The 17,148-nt window shown below is 43.2% G+C and carries 12 protein-coding genes and 1 other annotated feature; of the genes, 7 read left to right on the top strand and 5 right to left on the bottom strand.

Annotated features, from left to right (window positions below):
* Window positions 1–376: 376 nt before the first annotated feature.
* The 3 genes from clpB to rluD form a co-directional block, all read right to left on the bottom strand.
* Window positions 377–2,950, bottom strand: coding sequence for an ATP-dependent chaperone ClpB (gene clpB, locus ACED45_RS02975; RefSeq protein ID WP_371713287.1), 2,574 nt, complete (start codon window positions 2,948–2,950; stop codon window positions 377–379).
* Between the two features lie 142 nt (window positions 2,951–3,092).
* The gene (gene pgeF, locus ACED45_RS02980; protein WP_371713288.1) at window positions 3,093–3,833 is read right to left on the bottom strand and encodes a peptidoglycan editing factor PgeF; all 741 of its coding nucleotides are present in this window, start codon (window positions 3,831–3,833) and stop codon (window positions 3,093–3,095) included.
* A gap of 1 nt (window position 3,834) precedes the next feature.
* Complete coding sequence (gene rluD / locus ACED45_RS02985) at window positions 3,835–4,809, bottom strand: 23S rRNA pseudouridine(1911/1915/1917) synthase RluD (protein ID WP_019820953.1); 975 nt, start codon at window positions 4,807–4,809, stop codon at window positions 3,835–3,837.
* Between the two features lie 137 nt (window positions 4,810–4,946).
* Between rluD and ACED45_RS02990 the strand changes: the two genes are divergently transcribed.
* The 6 genes from ACED45_RS02990 (at window position 4,947) to yjjX (ending at window position 12,613) form a co-directional block, all read left to right on the top strand.
* Complete coding sequence (locus ACED45_RS02990; protein ID WP_061019010.1) at window positions 4,947–5,675, top strand: outer membrane protein assembly factor BamD; 729 nt, start codon at window positions 4,947–4,949, stop codon at window positions 5,673–5,675.
* Window positions 5,676–5,812: 137 nt separating this feature from the next.
* A complete protein-coding gene (locus ACED45_RS02995; protein ID WP_371713289.1) occupies window positions 5,813–7,237 on the top strand; it encodes a transporter substrate-binding domain-containing protein in 1,425 nt (474 codons plus the stop codon).
* Between the two features lie 424 nt (window positions 7,238–7,661).
* Entirely contained in the window at window positions 7,662–7,997 is a 336-nt protein-coding gene (hpf, locus tag ACED45_RS03000) for a ribosome hibernation-promoting factor, HPF/YfiA family (protein ID WP_371713290.1), read from the top strand.
* Between the two features lie 110 nt (window positions 7,998–8,107).
* Window positions 8,108–8,229 (top strand) — a sequence feature (Phe leader region).
* Window positions 8,230–8,241: 12 nt separating this feature from the next.
* Window positions 8,242–9,417, top strand: coding sequence for a prephenate dehydratase (pheA, locus tag ACED45_RS03005; protein WP_060983091.1), 1,176 nt, complete (start codon window positions 8,242–8,244; stop codon window positions 9,415–9,417).
* Between the two features lie 333 nt (window positions 9,418–9,750).
* Window positions 9,751–12,129 (top strand): putative bifunctional diguanylate cyclase/phosphodiesterase, encoded by a 2,379-nt coding sequence (locus ACED45_RS03010; RefSeq protein WP_371713291.1) that lies wholly within the window; start codon window positions 9,751–9,753, stop codon window positions 12,127–12,129.
* Window positions 12,092–12,613 carry an inosine/xanthosine triphosphatase gene (gene yjjX, locus ACED45_RS03015; protein ID WP_327784212.1) on the top strand — a complete coding sequence of 174 codons (522 nt, stop codon included), beginning with the start codon at window positions 12,092–12,094 and terminating at the stop codon, window positions 12,611–12,613. Before ACED45_RS03010 ends, yjjX begins: the two co-directional genes overlap by 38 nt.
* A gap of 121 nt (window positions 12,614–12,734) precedes the next feature.
* Here yjjX and trpR read toward each other — a convergent pair whose 3' ends face one another.
* Window positions 12,735–13,028 carry a trp operon repressor gene (gene trpR / locus ACED45_RS03020; protein ID WP_048615039.1) on the bottom strand — a complete coding sequence of 98 codons (294 nt, stop codon included), beginning with the start codon at window positions 13,026–13,028 and terminating at the stop codon, window positions 12,735–12,737.
* A 172-nt stretch (window positions 13,029–13,200) separates the two neighbouring features.
* Window positions 13,201–15,150 (bottom strand): murein transglycosylase, encoded by a 1,950-nt coding sequence (gene sltY / locus ACED45_RS03025; RefSeq protein WP_371713292.1) that lies wholly within the window; start codon window positions 15,148–15,150, stop codon window positions 13,201–13,203.
* A gap of 263 nt (window positions 15,151–15,413) precedes the next feature.
* Here sltY and ettA point away from each other — a divergent pair, with 263 nt between their 5' ends.
* Window positions 15,414–17,081, top strand: a complete 1,668-nt coding sequence (ettA, locus tag ACED45_RS03030; protein WP_017071393.1) for an energy-dependent translational throttle protein EttA — start codon at window positions 15,414–15,416, stop codon at window positions 17,079–17,081.
* Window positions 17,082–17,148 lie beyond the last annotated feature (67 nt).

The raw sequence follows: 17,148 nt of genomic DNA on the forward strand, positions 1-17,148 counted from the left end.
TATTCATCAACGAGTGCCCACACAGATTGATAGGTTTAAATTGTTAAAGAGCTTCACTTGTTGAGCGTTCCTTTTAGTAAGGAGCCTCTCTAAGTGGACGGCCATTCTAGCGAATTGGGTTTCAGTGTCAAACACTTTTTCCAGCTAATTTTTCAAAGCATCTTAAATGCTTATCACCGTCTTGTTACTCAGTTCAAACCGCTTGGTTATCCTTGGCAACGGAGGCGCATTATAGAGAAAATAATCCTTTGCACAAGACCGAAAACAAAAAAAAACCGCCACCGGCGACCGTTCGAACACTATTCACACAAAGCGCTCAAAATAGGTACGATTAAGCCTCAATTTCGGCCAATCGTACCTACCGTTCTTGCTTTAACTATTGGTGAGCAATAATGCGATCGTTGTTTACTAATAGCTGTACTTTCTTATCTGGATTAATTTTTCCTGCCAATATCGCTTTCGCTAACGGGTTCTCAACACTTTGTTGAATAGCTCTTTTCAAAGGTCGCGCGCCATATACAGGATCAAAACCAACTTGAGAAATCAACTTCAGTGCTTTATCCGAGACTTCAAGCTCATAACCATTGTCTTCCATTCTCTTCTTAAGGTGATCAAGCTGAATAGAGGCTATCGATTGAATGTGCTCTTGACCTAATGGGTGGAATACAACGCTTTCATCAACTCGGTTCAGAAACTCAGGACGGAAATGCTTACCTACCACTTCCATCACCTCATTCTTTATTCCTTGGTAATCGAGAGTCTTGAAGTTCTCTTGAATTCTCGATGAGCCAAGGTTAGATGTCATGATCACAACTGTATTTCTAAAATCGACCGTACGACCTTGTCCATCAGTTAAGCGCCCATCATCAAGAACCTGCAATAATATATTGAAAACATCAGGATGCGCTTTCTCTACTTCATCTAACAAAATCACAGAGTAAGGCTTGCGACGTACAGCTTCTGTTAAGTAGCCACCTTCTTCATATCCAACGTAACCCGGAGGAGCACCAACCAAACGAGCAACAGAGTGTTTCTCCATAAACTCAGACATATCGATTCGCACCATCGCATCATCACTATCAAACATGAAGTTCGCGAGTGTTTTACACAGCTCGGTTTTACCAACGCCAGTTGGGCCAAGGAATAAAAAAGAGCCAATCGGCTTATTCGGATCAGATAAACCAGCACGGCTACGACGAATCGCATTCGATACCACTTCTACTGCTTCCGCTTGGCCAATAACTCGCTTATGTAGAACACCTTCCATTTTAAGGAGCTTCTCTTTCTCAGCCTCTAACATTTTAGAAACAGGGATGCCAGTTTGCTTCGATAGCACGTCTGCAATTTCTGCGTCGGTGACCTTATTACGCAACAGCGTCATTTCTTGCATTTCAGCTTGAGTCGCAAGATCTAACTGCTTCTCTAACTCCGGGATTCGACCGTATTGCAATTCAGACATTCGATTAAGATCACCAGCACGTCTCGCAAAATCCATATCCATTCGAGCTTGCTCTAGCTCTGATTTAATATGTTGCGTGCCAGAAAGCGCGGCCTTCTCTGCATTCCACACTTCTTCAAGCTCTGCAAAATCGCGTTCTTTGTCAGAAAGCTCTTCTTGTAATGTTCGAAGACGCTTTTCACTGGCTTCGTCATTTTCATTAGTAAGAGCTTGCTGCTCGATCTTCAATTGAATGATCTTGCGTTCGAGCTTATCTAGAGACTCAGGTTTCGAGTCGATCTGCATACGAATACTCGAAGCCGCCTCATCAATCAGATCAATCGCCTTATCTGGCAGTTGACGATCAGAAACGTATCGGTGAGATAACGTTGCTGCCGCAACAATCGCTGGGTCGGTAATTTCTACGTGATGATGAAGTTCATAGCGCTCTTTCAAACCACGGAGAATCGCAACCGTGTCTTCCACGGTTGGCTCATCGACGATCACTTTTTGGAATCGACGCTCTAGCGCAGGATCTTTCTCTATATACTGGCGATATTCATCGAGCGTTGTTGCGCCTACACAATGAAGTTCACCACGAGCCAATGCTGGTTTCAGCATATTCCCGGCATCCATAGAGCCTTCGCCTTTGCCCGCACCGACCATGGTGTGAATTTCATCGATGAAGAGAATAATATTGCCCTCTTCTTTCGATAATTCGTTAAGAACCGATTTTAAACGTTCTTCAAATTCACCACGATATTTAGCACCGGCAATCAAAGAGCCCATATCTAATGAAAGTACACGTCGGCCTCTCAAACCTTCAGGTACTTCATTATTGATAATACGCTGCGCTAAACCTTCGACAATTGCTGTTTTACCGACACCTGGTTCACCAATAATGACAGGGTTGTTCTTAGTACGGCGTTGAAGTACTTGGATAGTGCGACGGATTTCGTCGTCTCGGCCAATTACCGGATCTAGCTTGCCTTGCTCTGCTCTTTCGGTCAGATCAATAGTGAACTTCTCTAGTGCTTGACGTCTGTCTTCCGCATTCGGGTCATCGACCTTCTGGCCACCGCGAACTTGTTCAATAGCTTGAGATAATTTTTGCTCGGTAAGACCTAGCTCTTTAAGTAGACTTCCTAAAGGGCCTTTATCTTCAATTGCGGCAAGTAGGAATACTTCTGAAGATATGTAACTGTCTTGACGCTTTTGCGCGACCTTATCACATAGGTTGAACAGCGTTCCCATTGCATTCGATAATTGAACGTCACCACCGATGCCACTTACTTTAGGGACTCGGTCTAATATTTCGCTCAATTTAGAGCGCAATTGAACCACATCAATATTCAGCATGGTGAGCAATGGACGAATTGCACTACCATCTTGATTAAGCAAAGACACCATTAGGTGCACAGGTTCTATATATTGGTGATCACGACCTAATGCGAGCGACTGAGCATCAGATATCGCAATTTGGAATTTACTAGTGAATCGATCGAGACGCATGCCAACCTTCCTACTCTTAGATATGTTTATCTTATGATTAGAAGATGGATACGGTAACGCGGATTTTCAAGGGATAAGAATGAAGAATAGAGCTTATATAAAAATATAAATGAGCTGGATGACTGGTTGCACTAGCTAAAGGTTACTCTAACCAAATAAAGGTAGCTTGGCGTCCAGTAATACCATCACGACGATAAGAATAGAACAAATCAGGATCTGCAAAGGTACAGAGATTTGAATCCATCACTTCCGACACACCCACTTTTTCAAGTCGTTGTGTAGCAAGTTGAGACATATTCGCTAGCCATTTGCCCGGTTCAGCTTTGGCTGCAAATGCGAGCTTAGCTTGAAGGTCAAAACGAACAAAAGCTTCCAACACATCATCACCTACTTCAAAGACTTGTTTGCCTATTGCAGGACCAAGCCAAGCAATAATCTTATTCTCTGAATCTAGGTTTGAAAACTTTGCGACTGCATTTTCAAGAATTCCACCAGCAAGGCCACGCCAACCAGCATGAACAGCCGCAACTTGAGTGCCTTTGGTATCAGTAAGAATGACAGGTAAGCAATCAGCTGTCATCGCAGAACAGACAACACCTTTAGCCGTGGTAAATGCACCGTCAGCATCAAGAACACTCGCCATAGGTTCTAAAACCGTAATGACATCTGTTGAATGAGTTTGATTTAGCCATACCGGAGCTGCGGTCATATTAGCTTGCTGCTTAAGCCAGGTTCTATTGTTTTCAACAAGCGAAGCATCATCCCCAACATGCGTACCTAAGTTTAATCCTTGATACTCGTCAGTAGAAAAGCCACCTACACGTGTCGACGCAAATGCCTTCACGTTGTTAGGTGCATTCCAGTTAGGGATGATCAACGACATATTAAATGTCTTCTTCTTTATTTTCGCGAGCATCAACACGTAACGCTTCAGCCATCACAACCATGTCATTTGGCACAGGAGCGTGGAACTCAACTTCTTCACCTGTAATTGGGTGAACAAATTTAAGCATAACGGCGTGTAGCGCTTGGCGATCAAAAGAACGAATCATGGTCGTTAGTTCTTCAGATGCACCTTTTGGAATACGAGCACGGCCACCGTATGCAACATCACCTAACAGCGGGTGCTGAAGGTATGACATGTGAACACGGATTTGGTGAGTACGACCCGTTTCGAGGCGCAGACGAATACGAGTATGCTCACGGAAGTGTTCAGCAACACGGTAGTGAGTTACCGCCGGCTTACCCAGTTCATTTACGTCCATTAATGTACGCTTAGTTGCATGGCGGCTAATGCCTTTTTCTACCACACCACCAGCGGTCATTTTGCCAATTGCAATTGCTTCATATTCACGAGTAATACGACGCTTAGCAAGAGCACGCACAAGACGAGTTTGAGCTGGAACCGTTTTAGCCACAACCATAAGGCCGGTTGTGTCTTTATCAAGACGGTGCACAATACCTGCACGAGGCACTTCTGCAATCTGTGGGTAATGGAAAAGCAATGCGTTTAATATGGTTCCATCCGGTGTGCCTGCTCCTGGGTGTACAACCAGATCGCGAGGCTTATTGATAACCAATAAGTCATCATCTTCGTAGACAATGTCTAGAGGAATATCTTGTGCTTCCCAGCGCTCTTCATCTGCAAGTTCAGCTTGCAAGATGATCTCCTCACCGCCCAAAACCTTAACGCGCGGCTTAGTTATAACTTCGCCATCCACTTGGATTTTGCCGTCAAGAAGCCACTCTTTAATACGAGAGCGAGAAAAATCGGTAAATAGTTCAGCGACAGCTTGGTCTAAACGTTGACCTAACTGGCTGCTTTTTACTGTGTCTGTTAATGTGATCTGCTGAGCCATATCGAACTTTTTTAAAAACCGTGAGACTAATACCCATTAGTATGGATAAAATAGAATAATTGCATCATTGTATCTGTTACTGGTTAGAAAGTAACGGAAGCTTACGAAATATTTAATTCAAGGAATCGACGCCTGACATGAAACACCTTACTTTATCGGGTCTATTAGCCGTATCACTCTTGGTTGGTTGTTCAAGTAGTGAAGAGATAGTGCCAGATGTACCACCATCGGTTCTCTACTCTGACGCGCAAGAATCACTGCAGAGCGGTAGCTGGCTTTCAGCAATAGAAAAGCTAGAAGCCCTAGACTCACGTTACCCATTCGGCGCCTATTCTGAGCAAGTACAGCTCGATCTGATTTACGCTTACTACAAAAATGATGACTTGGCACTTGGCCTCGCTACCATTTCACGATTCCTACGTTTGAACCCTACTCACGAGAAACAAGATTGGGTTCTTTACATGCGTGGCTTAACGCACATGGCGCAAGACCGAAACTTCATGCACGATATTTTTAATATCGACCGTAGCGACCGAGACCCAGAGCCGGTGAAACTCGCTTTTGCTGACTTCAAGCGACTACTCGAACGGTTCCCTAGCAGCCCTTACGCTGAAGATGCACAAAAACGCATGTTCGCACTTAAGAATCGCCTAGCCGACTATGATTTAGCAACTGCGGATTTCTACCTACGCCGCGAAGCTTGGATTGCTGCGATCAACAGAACGCAAGAGCTGCAAAAGACTTACCCAGATACCATCGCTGCTCGTAAATCTCTAGAAATTCAGCTAGAAGCTTATAAACAACTAGGCCTAGATGACGCTGTGTTAAGAACAGAAAAGTTGATTGAGTTAAACCCACTACCTTAATCTACTTCTTACATCTCAATCCCAAAAGCGCGCTAATTTACTAGCGCGTTTTTTTATCTACATATCGCAAACTTGATGAATCGCATATTACACGGTATCTTCAAAAGATAACTTTTAACAAAACATCAACATGGAGTGTGGATGTGAGTAGGTTGTTATTATTTATCTGGGTATCGCTATTTAGCCAATTATCCTACGCATTAGAACTGTCCCCATTAAGCAATAAGCCTTACATGGGCGACTTAGATGTGCTCAAAGCCAAAGGAACGGTTAGAGTGCTAGTTTCTGCCGATCTTGGTTTCTATTACATCGAGGATGGTAAGCCAAAAGGCATCGTGGCAGAAATGCTCTACCACTTTGAAAAAAGCCTTCGTAAGAAACACCCCTACCTCAATGTTCAAATCATCCCCGTACAACGAGATGATCTACTTCCCTCTTTAGAATCTGGCTATGGAGATGTCGCTGTTGCTAACCTGACGATCACCGACAAGCGCTTACAAATCATCGATTTTTCCAATCCAATGATTAAAGATGGGAAAGAATTGATTATCACCGGCAAGAACTCAGAGCCGATCACCGAGATCAAGCAATTGAGCGGCAAAGAGGTATGGATCCGTGCAAGCTCGAGTTACTTCGAGAGTGTACAAAGAGTCAATAAAGAGCTTAACGAATTAGGTTTACCACCACTGCATGTCCACTTCATTGAAGAATCACTGCAAGACTACGAGCTGATAGAGCTAGTCAACCAAGGTTATATTCAGGGCACAATTCTGGACAGCCATAAAGCAAAGCTGTGGACCGACGTAATGGAAAACATTCAAGTGCATCATGATTTGCCTTTACGTGAAAATGGCCAAATAGCATGGGCATTGAGAAAAAACAGCCCTCAGTTAAAGAAAGAAATAAACAAATACGTCAAGACTGCACGAACAGGCACCCTACTTGGAAATGTTATCTATCAGAAATACATCGACAACACTCGCTGGTTAGGTAGAGCTCTCAACCCAAATAAAATAGACCGAGTGGCTAAGCTGTCAGGTGTCTTTGAAAAGTATTCGAGTAAATACGAATTTGACCCTTTGATGATGTCTGCACAAGGTTTCCAAGAATCTGGATTGGATCAAAGCAGAGTTTCTCATCGTGGCGCTATTGGTGTGATGCAGGTACTGCCAAGTACCGCTAAAGACAAAAACGTCAACATTAAAAACATACATAAGGTGGATAACAATATCCATGCGGGTGTGAAATACATGCGCTTCATTAAGGACAGATATTTTGACGACCCTGCCATTACGCCAGACAACCAAATCTACTTCACTTTGGCTTCTTACAATGCAGGTCCAGCTAAGATCAGAAAGATGAGGCGCATTGCCAAGCAGAAAGGTTACAACCCAAACATCTGGTTTAAAAACGTAGAGATCATCACTCGCAAATACGTGAGTAAAGAACCGGTAACCTATGTCGCCAACATCAACCGTTATTTTGTAATCTATAAGCAGTTACAAGCTATCAATGCCATCCGAGAGGACGGTACAGCGAGATTACTAAAAACCAACGATTAGTTTGTCTTCAATCCCAAAAGCCTGAGGAACAAAGGCACTAGGGGAAGATAAAAACACAAAAGCCGCATAAGAAAACTTATGCGGCTTTTGCTTATCAAATTCAGAGAAAGCTTACATAGCGAACTATATCACGAGAGCTACATCACAAAACACTATTGAGTGAATTTTCATCAAGTACTTTCAATAAGCTGTAGGACGCCCCTAAAAACTGGTTTAATTTTTAGCGAAGCCTTGTCTCCAAGTTATCGTTTTCCATAAGGATAACAAGCATTTTCCGCCAAAAAGATACTAAGATTTGCGTGAGATCACATTTGATTTTAATGCTCACTCCACCCAACAAAAACAAGATCCAGATCACATTCTTTATTCCTGAAAGTCGTAATCTGAAGTTAACCCATGAGGGATACAACAGAGGAAAACTTCTATGAAAATGAGCATCACTGGTAAAAACATCGACATTACCTCTGCAATCCGTGATCACATAGAAAGCAAATTTAAAAAGCTGGATAAATGGCAAGTAGACATCATTGGCTGCCAAGCGAGCTTTAGCGAAGAACCAAATAAGAAGAAAAAATTTGAAGCAGTACTAACCGTACCAAAAGGCCAACTTGTTGCTTCATCAATCCATGACGATCTCTACGTTGCTATCAACGAAGTAGAACAAAAACTAGAGCGTCAACTCAACAAGCTACGCCACAAACCAGAAGCGCGCCGCGCTGAAAAGCCTGAAATCGAAGAGCTAGAAGCTGAAGTAGAATAAGGAAAGATAACAGATTAAAAAATAGCGCCTCAGGGCGCTATTTTTTTGCTTGACGCTCGTAGCTCGCTTGCTTATTGTGTTTAAACATTCATAAAACAATCACTTTTTATGCAAACTCAATCTTTGTTTATTTTTGACTTCTTTTTTCTTCCGTAAATCGGAGGCTAAGTCGTTTTAGAAAAACAAGTCAAAAACGAACAAGAAGCCTCCCACACTAGGGAGGCTTTTTTATAAGGACACATTTATGACTGACCGCTCAATTTCACTGGATGATATCCGCCTTCGTCTTAATGATTTAGATGACGAACTACTGAAGCTACTTTCAGAACGTCGCAAGCTAAGCATCGAAGTTGCTAAAAGCAAGGTAGAAACATCAAAGCCAGTTCGTGATGCAGTAAGAGAACAACAACTGTTGGTTAAACTGATTAACAACGGTAAAGATAAATACGAATTGGATGCTCAGTACATTACCAAGCTGTTTCACACTATCATTGAAGATTCAGTCCTACTACAACAGTCATACCTACAAAACCTCGCGAATCCGCAAAGCCGTAAACCATTGGCTCGCGTTGCATTCTTAGGTTCTAAAGGGTCCTACTCTCATCTTGCGAGCCGTGAATATTTCAGCCGTAAGAATATGGAATTGATTGAATTAAACTGCAACCACTTCAAAGAAGTAGCGTCGACGGTAGAGTCGGGCCACGCTGATTACGGTGTGTTACCTATTGAGAACACCAGCTCAGGTTCGATTAACGAAGTGTATGACCTACTTCAACACACCACGCTTTATATCGTTGGTGAGCTATCTCAGCCGATTGAACACTGCCTAGTGGCGAAAAACGATATTCGTTTAGAAGACATCAAAACGCTCTATTCCCACCCACAACCTCATCAGCAATGCAGTGAGTTCTTGAGCCGCCTTAAGGGTGTCAGCCTTGAGTCTTGCGCAAGCACGGCTGATGCAATGAAAAAGGTTAAAGAGCTAGATGGAAATGACGTAGCAGCTATTGGTAACGCATCGAGCGGTAAGCTTTATGGGCTTCAGCCAATCCAAGGCAACATTGCAAACCAAACAGAGAACCACACGCGTTTCATCGTTGTAGCACGTAAACCGGTTGAAGTATCGACTCAAATTCCAGCAAAAACGACACTGATTATGTCGACATCTCAAGAGGCGGGTTCTTTGGTAGAGACACTACTGATCCTGCAACGCTTGGGCATCAACATGACCAAGCTGGAATCTCGCCCAATAATGGGTAACCCTTGGGAAGAGATGTTCTATGTCGATTTAGAAGCACACCTGGATTCAGATAATATGCAGCAAGCGATAACGGAACTAACAGCTATTACTCGCCATTTAAAAGTCCTTGGTTGCTACCCAAGTGAAAACATCAAAGCGACTCAAGTTAAGTTGTCATAGCTGAGAGTGAGTATCAGCTTCTAGCCAACATAAGTATTTGGCCTACAGTAGGCCAAATACTTAAATCACCATCTAGTCGAGTACTATTCGAGCTAAGAACACTTCCCCTAGCATGCCTGCAACACAATTCACTTGTTTCGTAAATTCTGCACGATTATCTCCCTCCACCACTTACGCCTATCTAATAAAAAACCATTAGTGGCTTTTTTATCAATAAAGACAAAACCTTACCGCCTTCACAGGAAATCATCGAACTGCGTGTAATTAATAGCGAGTAAGCATTAAGTAACATAAACTTACGCGCTTAAATTATAAATAGTGTTGTCATTAACTATGAAGCTAAGTACTAAAATCTTGCTGCTGATAACTCCTGTGATACTGTTCAGTACCGCTGCTTCTAGCTATATTATTTATTCGACGCAGAAAAGCAGTTTCATCAAACGCGAAGACAACGCACTTCAGCTCAACATGGAAAAGTTAGCTGGGTACTTTCGACAGTCTCGCTCATTCCTCAATAGCTACTCTTACACCTTGACCCAAAGTGATATGGTAAAGCGTTACTTTCTCACTGAACAAAACCTATCTCGCGATCTTGAACTGGTAAGTAATCTTCAAGAAGCCATACATTTTCTGCAAGATGATGATGAAAGTTATACTGGTTTAGCACTTTTAAATGGTGAACGAAAATTGCGCTATTATGCGGATAATAGCAACGATTCACGCTCTCAGATTGACAAGAAAATATTAGAATATGTTGACCAGTACTATCGAGATACCCAAGCAATCTCAGGTACCAAATATATTCAAAACTCTCAAGGCGAAGGGATGTTGGTTCATTATGAGAAGGTAGACAGAAAAGCGACTTTCCCAACCGAAAATAATCAACTAAACGATGCGTTCTTTGTGGTTGTGTCAGTCTCTCTCGACAAGTTTAATACTTTGAGAAAACAGATAGAATTCGACTATCAAACAAGCTTATTTTTCACCTCGGTAGCGGTTTCTCTAGAAAATGATGTCACCCACTCAGTCAAACTTGCGCCAGAACTGTATGCCACGGTAGACCCAGCTCAGTTCCTATTAGAAAACAAACTCGACTCTATTTGGAACAAGCTGAGTGTCTCATTTGTACTATCTGCGTTTGTTACTGTCGCTCTGCTACTCATGCTTTTGTCTCGCAGCGTGATAACTCCGATAACGCGACTCGATCGACAATTACAGCAAGTAGAAAAAAAACAACGTAAGAACATTGAACGCTTGGGCACTCGTGATGAGCTTGGCCGTCTATCACAGCGTTTTTATGACATGTACCAAGAACTAGATAACACCTACCAACAAACCAAGCTTTTGGCCGAGAATGATCAGTTAACCCAAATCGCCAATAGGCATCAATTTCAAACCTTCGTTCAGCAATCATTGCCCAAGCCTAGCTCGAATACCGAAACCTGGGTTCTCTACTTTGACCTAGATAACTTCAAGTTTGTGAACGACAAATATGGACATCAAATCGGCGACTCCATTCTGGTCAGTTTTGCTCAGCGTATTTCCGATATTTGTAACCACTATAAAACAGAATTTGACGCTCATTGTATGCCAGCCCGACTTTCTGGAGACGAGTTCGTTGTGTACATTAACGCCCCTACTCGCCAAGGGAATATCGCGCATAGATTCTCTGAGAGCTTACTGACGCCACTACAAAAAGGTTTTATCACAGAATCAGGGAGCTTTCCGATCACGGTCAGTATTGGTATTGCGACCTACCCCAACGATGGCCACTCCATCGAAAAGCTACTGTCGAACGCTGATACCGCGATGTATCAAGCCAAACGCGCAGGTAAAAACCAATTTGCTGACTATTCACGAGATTTAGACAAAGCGATTCAACGCCAAGCAAACATTGAACGCGCACTCAGAGACAAGAACTTTGATGATGAATTTAGACTCGTTTATATGCCGTACATGGATTCAACAGGAACCCATGTTATTGGTGTTGAGGTGTTATTACGTTGGAATTCGGAGCAACTAGGCTTGGTTCCACCTGATGAATTCATTCCAATTGCCGAGCAAACAGGATTATTCGATCAGGTTGATCAGTGGGTCATTCAGAATGCATTTGCTTCTTTTCATCGACTTCAAGCCCAATTTGATCACTCAATTCAGTTATCGATTAACTTATCTTCTGCTGGGATTGAAACGACTGATCTTGCTGACTTCATCAAAGAGCACGCCGATTTAAATCGAATTCCGCCAAGTTTGATTGATTTTGAAATTACCGAAACCTTTTACTCTAACTCTGAAGGTTTTCCGCTGCTTAACGAACTGTCATGCATGGGTTATCGACTGGCGATTGATGACTTTGGTTCCGGTTACACCTCTATCACTCAACTGGTGCAGTATCCAACTCAGAAAATTAAATTGGATAAAGCGTTTTTGGATACCTTAATTGAGACAGATAACCAGAACATCGTAAAACCAGTTATCGGGTTGTGTCATGCTCAGGGGAAAAAGGTCACCGCCGAAGGGATTGAAACTCAAGACATGCACCAGTGGTTACAGGATGCACAGTACGATATGCTGCAAGGCTATTACTTTGGTAAACCCATGCCATTAGAAGAGTTGAGTGACTGGTACCGACAACATCAACTCAATCTAATCGACAACAAAAAGAATCCGACACATGAAATCTGTAATCATCGCATCGCTGAACCCAGCTAAAATTAACGCCGTTAAAAGTGCGTTCTTATCTGCTTTTCCTGATACTGAATTTGATTTCAAAGGCATCAGCGTCCCTAGTGGTGTCGCCGATCAACCGATGAGCAATGATGAAACCTATCAAGGTGCCGTGAATCGTGTTCACAACGCAACTCAAGCTCAGCCTGATGCAGACTTCTATGTTGGTCTAGAAGCGGGAATAGAAACAAACGTCACCTTTGCTTGGATGGTGATCGAAGCGAATGGTCAACGTGGCGAGTCTCGTTCAGCAAGCCTGATGTTGCCACCAGCCGTGCTTGAGAAGTTAAAGCATGCAAACGAGTTAGGGGATGTGATGGATGAAGTGTTTGGTACCGATAACATCAAACAGAAAGGTGGCGCCATTGGCTTACTAACACATAACCAACTGTCACGCAGTTCGGTCTATCATCAAGCTTTAATTTTAGCACTGATCCCATTTGTGAATCCTGAGCACTTTCCTATTTAGTGCTTCGTTAAACTTAGAAAGGTTCTGAAAACAATCTTCAGAAATAAAAAACGCTAACATTCAGTTAGCGCTTTTTATCGAATTCGTATTCGCACTATCTAGTGATAGCCTAATTCCGTTATTACTTTAGCAATAGATCGGCGATCACGGCTTTCTCTTGTTCAGACTTGGCCTTTAGCTCATTTGAGCCTCTGGTTATCGTTGCCACGCCTACTCCCAGCATTTGACTTACTTGCCGTTGAGACATATCGCCTTTCATCAACTCACAAAAAATATTAATTCGAGCAACCAAAGCATCTCGCTCGTCAGGTGTCATCATCATGGTCAACAACAATTCATGCTGATCTTTTTCGACAGCCGTCTTTACCAAGTCCATCAGTTGTTGCCAATTATCATATTCAGGTTGTGATGCCATATCTCTACACTTACTTTTAAATTCTGACTTTAAAGAGTCGCTTAACGATTGAAAGCGTTTAACACTTTATACCGAAACACTTGATGCGATCCAATGTAAAAAGGCAGTAAGTGGAAATGGTTCGCACTCACTGCCTTTCATATTACTCAGCTTAGGACAAAATACCGAAGCCTTAGTATTTCATTTTTGCCTCATGGGGAGCTAAAAACGTTCCCTGCTCACCCAAGATATCTCGATAGTAGGTCTCAAACATCAAGATATTTTGAACGTAACCGCGAGTCTCTTTGAATGGGATCATTTCGATAAAAGCATACGCATCTAGCTTTTCATCACTGCGTGAACGCCACTGTTTGACACGACTAGGACCAGCATTATAAGCAGCAAACGCAAAGATACGGTTATTATCATATTGAGCCAATAAACCATCTAAATAGTGGCTACCAATCTCAATGTTCTTGCCGACATCATAAAGGTCATCGCTGCCCTGATATTTAATCTTATGTTTGTTAGCCGTATATTGCGCCGTCTTCGGCATGATTTGCATGATGCCTCGCGCGCCAACAGGAGAGCGAGCTTCTGAGTCCATCGCACTCTCTTGTCTTGCTAAAGACATCAAAGTAATTGGATCGAGATCGTGCTTCTCGGCGTAGAAATTAAACCACCACTTATGAGCAACAGGGAAACGTAGCGCAATGTTATCCCACATCTTCGCCGAGATGCTCGCTGTTACTGTAAAGTGATTCCAACGCTGCGTCGCGGCATGAGCCGCAAGCATCGCTTTTTGGTCTTTGTCTGCGTTGCTTAATAACCAACGCCATTCACTCTTCGCTGCCGCAATTTTATCTCGGTCAATCAACTCGCCAATACGCACCAAAGAGGTGGCGAATGGCTTGACTGTTTCAGCATTGTATTTAAGTGTCGATGTTGAGTATTGAACAGGCTTACCTAACTGCTTAGCCGCAGCCACACTGTAGAAATTACGCTGACCCAAGATATCTGATAGTCGCTTATTGCCTTTGTCAGTATCGCCCGTCGCGATTTCAGCTCTGCCCTGCCAATATTGCCAACGAAGCGAAGCCTGATGTTTATCATCCAAGCGCGCTATCCACTCTTTCAAGCCCGTCCAATCGGCATGCTGAATCGCTAAGCGAGCACGTCGTTCGAGCAGAACTTGCTTTGATGAACTCGCGAGCATTTTGTCTCGCCACACCATCAACTCTTCAGAGTCGGTGTTGATCAGACGAAACGTTAGATAATCGGCTAGCTCTTGAGATTTCTCTTTCGAAAATTTCTGAGCCTTGATGACATCATCAAACACCTCTTGAGCGCTGCTTGATGACTTCCTTGCTAACTTCTCGAAAGCAAACTCAGTTTGCGCTTGGTAGAATTCATTTGCTGGGTGCTTCTTAGCAAACGCGAGTACATTTTCAGGCTTGTTGTACAACGCCTTCATCTGCTTAGCTTGAGTAATTGACTCATCATGATCCAATTGCTTAATCAAATAGCTCATTAACTTACCGTTACGGCTCTCGAACGCTAACAGCATTCTATCCAGAATCAGCTCATCAGTTCTTAGCCCAGCTTGATCCCAGCTTTTAAATAAAGGGTCACAAGCGTCATCAACACCACTACCACTCAACCAAAGTTGTTTAGCTCCTTTAAAGGCAAGCTCTTGGTTACCTTGCTCGTAATGCGCTCGATAATAAATACATTGGTATTTTTCACCGACAGGCTCTTTGGTTTGAAACTCAAGGATCGTCTTCCACTGTTTTTGAGAAGCCAATGAGTCCAAATAAGGTGCGCGCATTCGATTGGAGAAAGGCAATGCCTTGTTCTCTTCAATGAAAGCATCGACCTCAGCAGGTGTGCGATCACCTAAGTCAATCAGAAAGGCCCGATAATCGGTGTAAGGTGTTAAAGGGTATGTTTGAATTTTGTTACGCAGCGCGGAGTAAGCTTTTAGATCACGGCTGTCTAAAACCTCTTGCGCTTTGTCATAAACGTCACGCTGCATTTCAAGCTCGGATGCATTGCTAGCCATAGCGACCGGAGCCAGTGAAACCGAAGACAAAATTGCCGATGCAGCCACAGCAATTTTCGTATTACCAATGCGGAAAAACATTCGCTCTTTCCTTAGTGCGTGTATGAATACGTGAAGTCTATTTACGCCCGACATCACATCAAATGTAAAGGATTTGAGTGTAAATATTATTAATATTTAACACTTCGCCTCAGAAGCCCATTAAATATAGTTTTAATGACCAATGTGACAATAATAGGTAAGGATTAGTTCAAGAGTGGCTTTTCTGCCCTAGGAGTAACATCTTTGAGGATATTGGTATAAAATAGCAGACAATTTTGAACAATAATTAGGATCGATCGGCAATGGCTGAATACGTATATACCATGTCTCGGGTGAGCAAAACTGTTCCACCTAAGCGTCAAATTCTTAAAGACATTTCTCTTAGCTTTTTTCCTGGCGCTAAAATCGGTGTTTTGGGTCTAAATGGTTCAGGTAAATCTACCCTACTACGTATCATGGCTGGTATTGATACTGATATTGATGGTGAAGCACGTGCACAACAAGGCCTTAAAGTAGGTTATCTACCACAAGAGCCTGTGCTAGACGAATCAAAAACTGTTCGTGAAATCGTAGAAGAAGCGGTTTCTGACGTTGCTGACGCACTTAAGCGTATTGATGCGGTTTACGCAGCTTACGCAGAACCAGATGCAGACTTCGATGCACTGGCAAAAGAGCAAGGCGAACTAGAAGCTCTGATTCAAGCAAAAGACGGTCACAACTTAGAGACTGCTCTAGAGCGTGCTGCTGATGCACTTCGTCTTCCTGAGTGGGATGCGAAAATTGAATTCCTATCAGGTGGTGAGCGTCGTCGTGTTGCTATCTGTCGTCTACTTCTTGAAAAGCCAGACATGCTGCTTCTTGATGAACCAACCAACCACTTGGATGCAGAATCAGTAGCATGGCTTGAGCACTTCCTTGTTGATTACAGTGGTACTGTTGTGGCGATTACCCACGACCGTTACTTCCTAGACAACGCAGCTGGCTGGATTCTAGAACTTGACCGTGGTGAAGGTATCCCATGGGAAGGTAACTACACGTCTTGGCTAGAGCAAAAAGACGAGCGTCTTAAGCAAGAAAAAGCGGGCGAAAGCGCACGTCAAAAGACAATCGAGAAAGAACTTGAATGGGTTCGTCAAAACCCTAAAGGCCGTCAAGCTAAGTCTAAAGCTCGTATGGCTCGTTTTGAAGAACTGACGACTGGCCAATACCAGAAGCGTAACGAAACTAACGAACTGTTCATCCCGCCAGGTGAGCGTCTAGGTGATAAAGTTCTTGAAGTGAACAACCTGACTAAATCGTTTGGTGATCGCGTTCTTATCGACGACCTATCGTTCAGCATGCCTAAGGGCGCTATCGTCGGTATCGTTGGTGCCAACGGTGCAGGTAAATCAACACTATTCAAGATGCTAAGCGGTGCAGAACAGCCAGATTCAGGTTCGGTTGTACTAGGTGAAACTGTTAAGCTTGCTTCTGTTGATCAGTTCCGTGACAGCATGGACGACACTAAGACAGTATTCCAAGAGATCTCTGAAGGCGCTGATATCATTAAGATCAACAACTTCGAAATCCCTGCGCGTGCTTACTGTTCTCGTTTCAACTTTAAAGGCAACGACCAACAGAAGATCATCGGTGAGCTTTCTGGTGGTGAGCGTAACCGTGTTCACTTAGCGAAACTGCTAAAAGCGGGCGGTAACGTACTGCTACTCGATGAGCCTACCAACGACCTTGACGTTGAAACGCTACGTGCTCTTGAAGAAGCACTGCTTGAATTCCCTGGCTGTGCAATGGTTATCTCGCATGACCGTTGGTTCCTTGACCGTATTGCGACCCATATCTTAGACTACCGTGATGAAGGTCAAGTTAACTTCTACGAAGGTAACTATACTGAGTACACTGAGTGGCTTAAGCAGACTCTAGGCGCACAAGCGGCAGAACCGCACCGTATCAAGTACAAGCGTATAGCTAAGTAAATAAGCTTGTATTTTGAACAAAGGCCGCGATAATAGCGGCCTTTGATATATCTGGCTTACGTGTAAT

This window comes from Vibrio crassostreae, from assembly GCF_041439375.1.
GTDB classification, from domain to species: Bacteria; Pseudomonadota; Gammaproteobacteria; order Enterobacterales; family Vibrionaceae; genus Vibrio; species Vibrio crassostreae_D.

Bases quoted from the DNA above. Each gene is read 5' to 3' on its own strand.
- pheA (WP_060983091.1), top strand. From the start codon at position 8,242: ATGACTGACCGCTCAATTTCACTGGATGATATCCGCCTTCGTCTTAAT.
- clpB (WP_371713287.1), bottom strand. From the start codon at position 2,950: ATGCGTCTCGATCGATTCACTAGTAAATTCCAAATTGCGATATCTGAT.
- hpf (WP_371713290.1), top strand. From the start codon at position 7,662: ATGAAAATGAGCATCACTGGTAAAAACATCGACATTACCTCTGCAATC.
- trpR (WP_048615039.1), bottom strand. From the start codon at position 13,028: ATGGCATCACAACCTGAATATGATAATTGGCAACAACTGATGGACTTG.
- ACED45_RS02990 (WP_061019010.1), top strand. From the start codon at position 4,947: ATGAAACACCTTACTTTATCGGGTCTATTAGCCGTATCACTCTTGGTT.
- pgeF (WP_371713288.1), bottom strand. From the start codon at position 3,833: ATGTCGTTGATCATCCCTAACTGGAATGCACCTAACAACGTGAAGGCA.
- yjjX (WP_327784212.1), top strand. From the start codon at position 12,092: ATGAAATCTGTAATCATCGCATCGCTGAACCCAGCTAAAATTAACGCC.
- sltY (WP_371713292.1), bottom strand. From the start codon at position 15,150: ATGTTTTTCCGCATTGGTAATACGAAAATTGCTGTGGCTGCATCGGCA.
- ACED45_RS03010 (WP_371713291.1), top strand. From the start codon at position 9,751: ATGAAGCTAAGTACTAAAATCTTGCTGCTGATAACTCCTGTGATACTG.
- ettA (WP_017071393.1), top strand. From the start codon at position 15,414: ATGGCTGAATACGTATATACCATGTCTCGGGTGAGCAAAACTGTTCCA.
- rluD (WP_019820953.1), bottom strand. From the start codon at position 4,809: ATGGCTCAGCAGATCACATTAACAGACACAGTAAAAAGCAGCCAGTTA.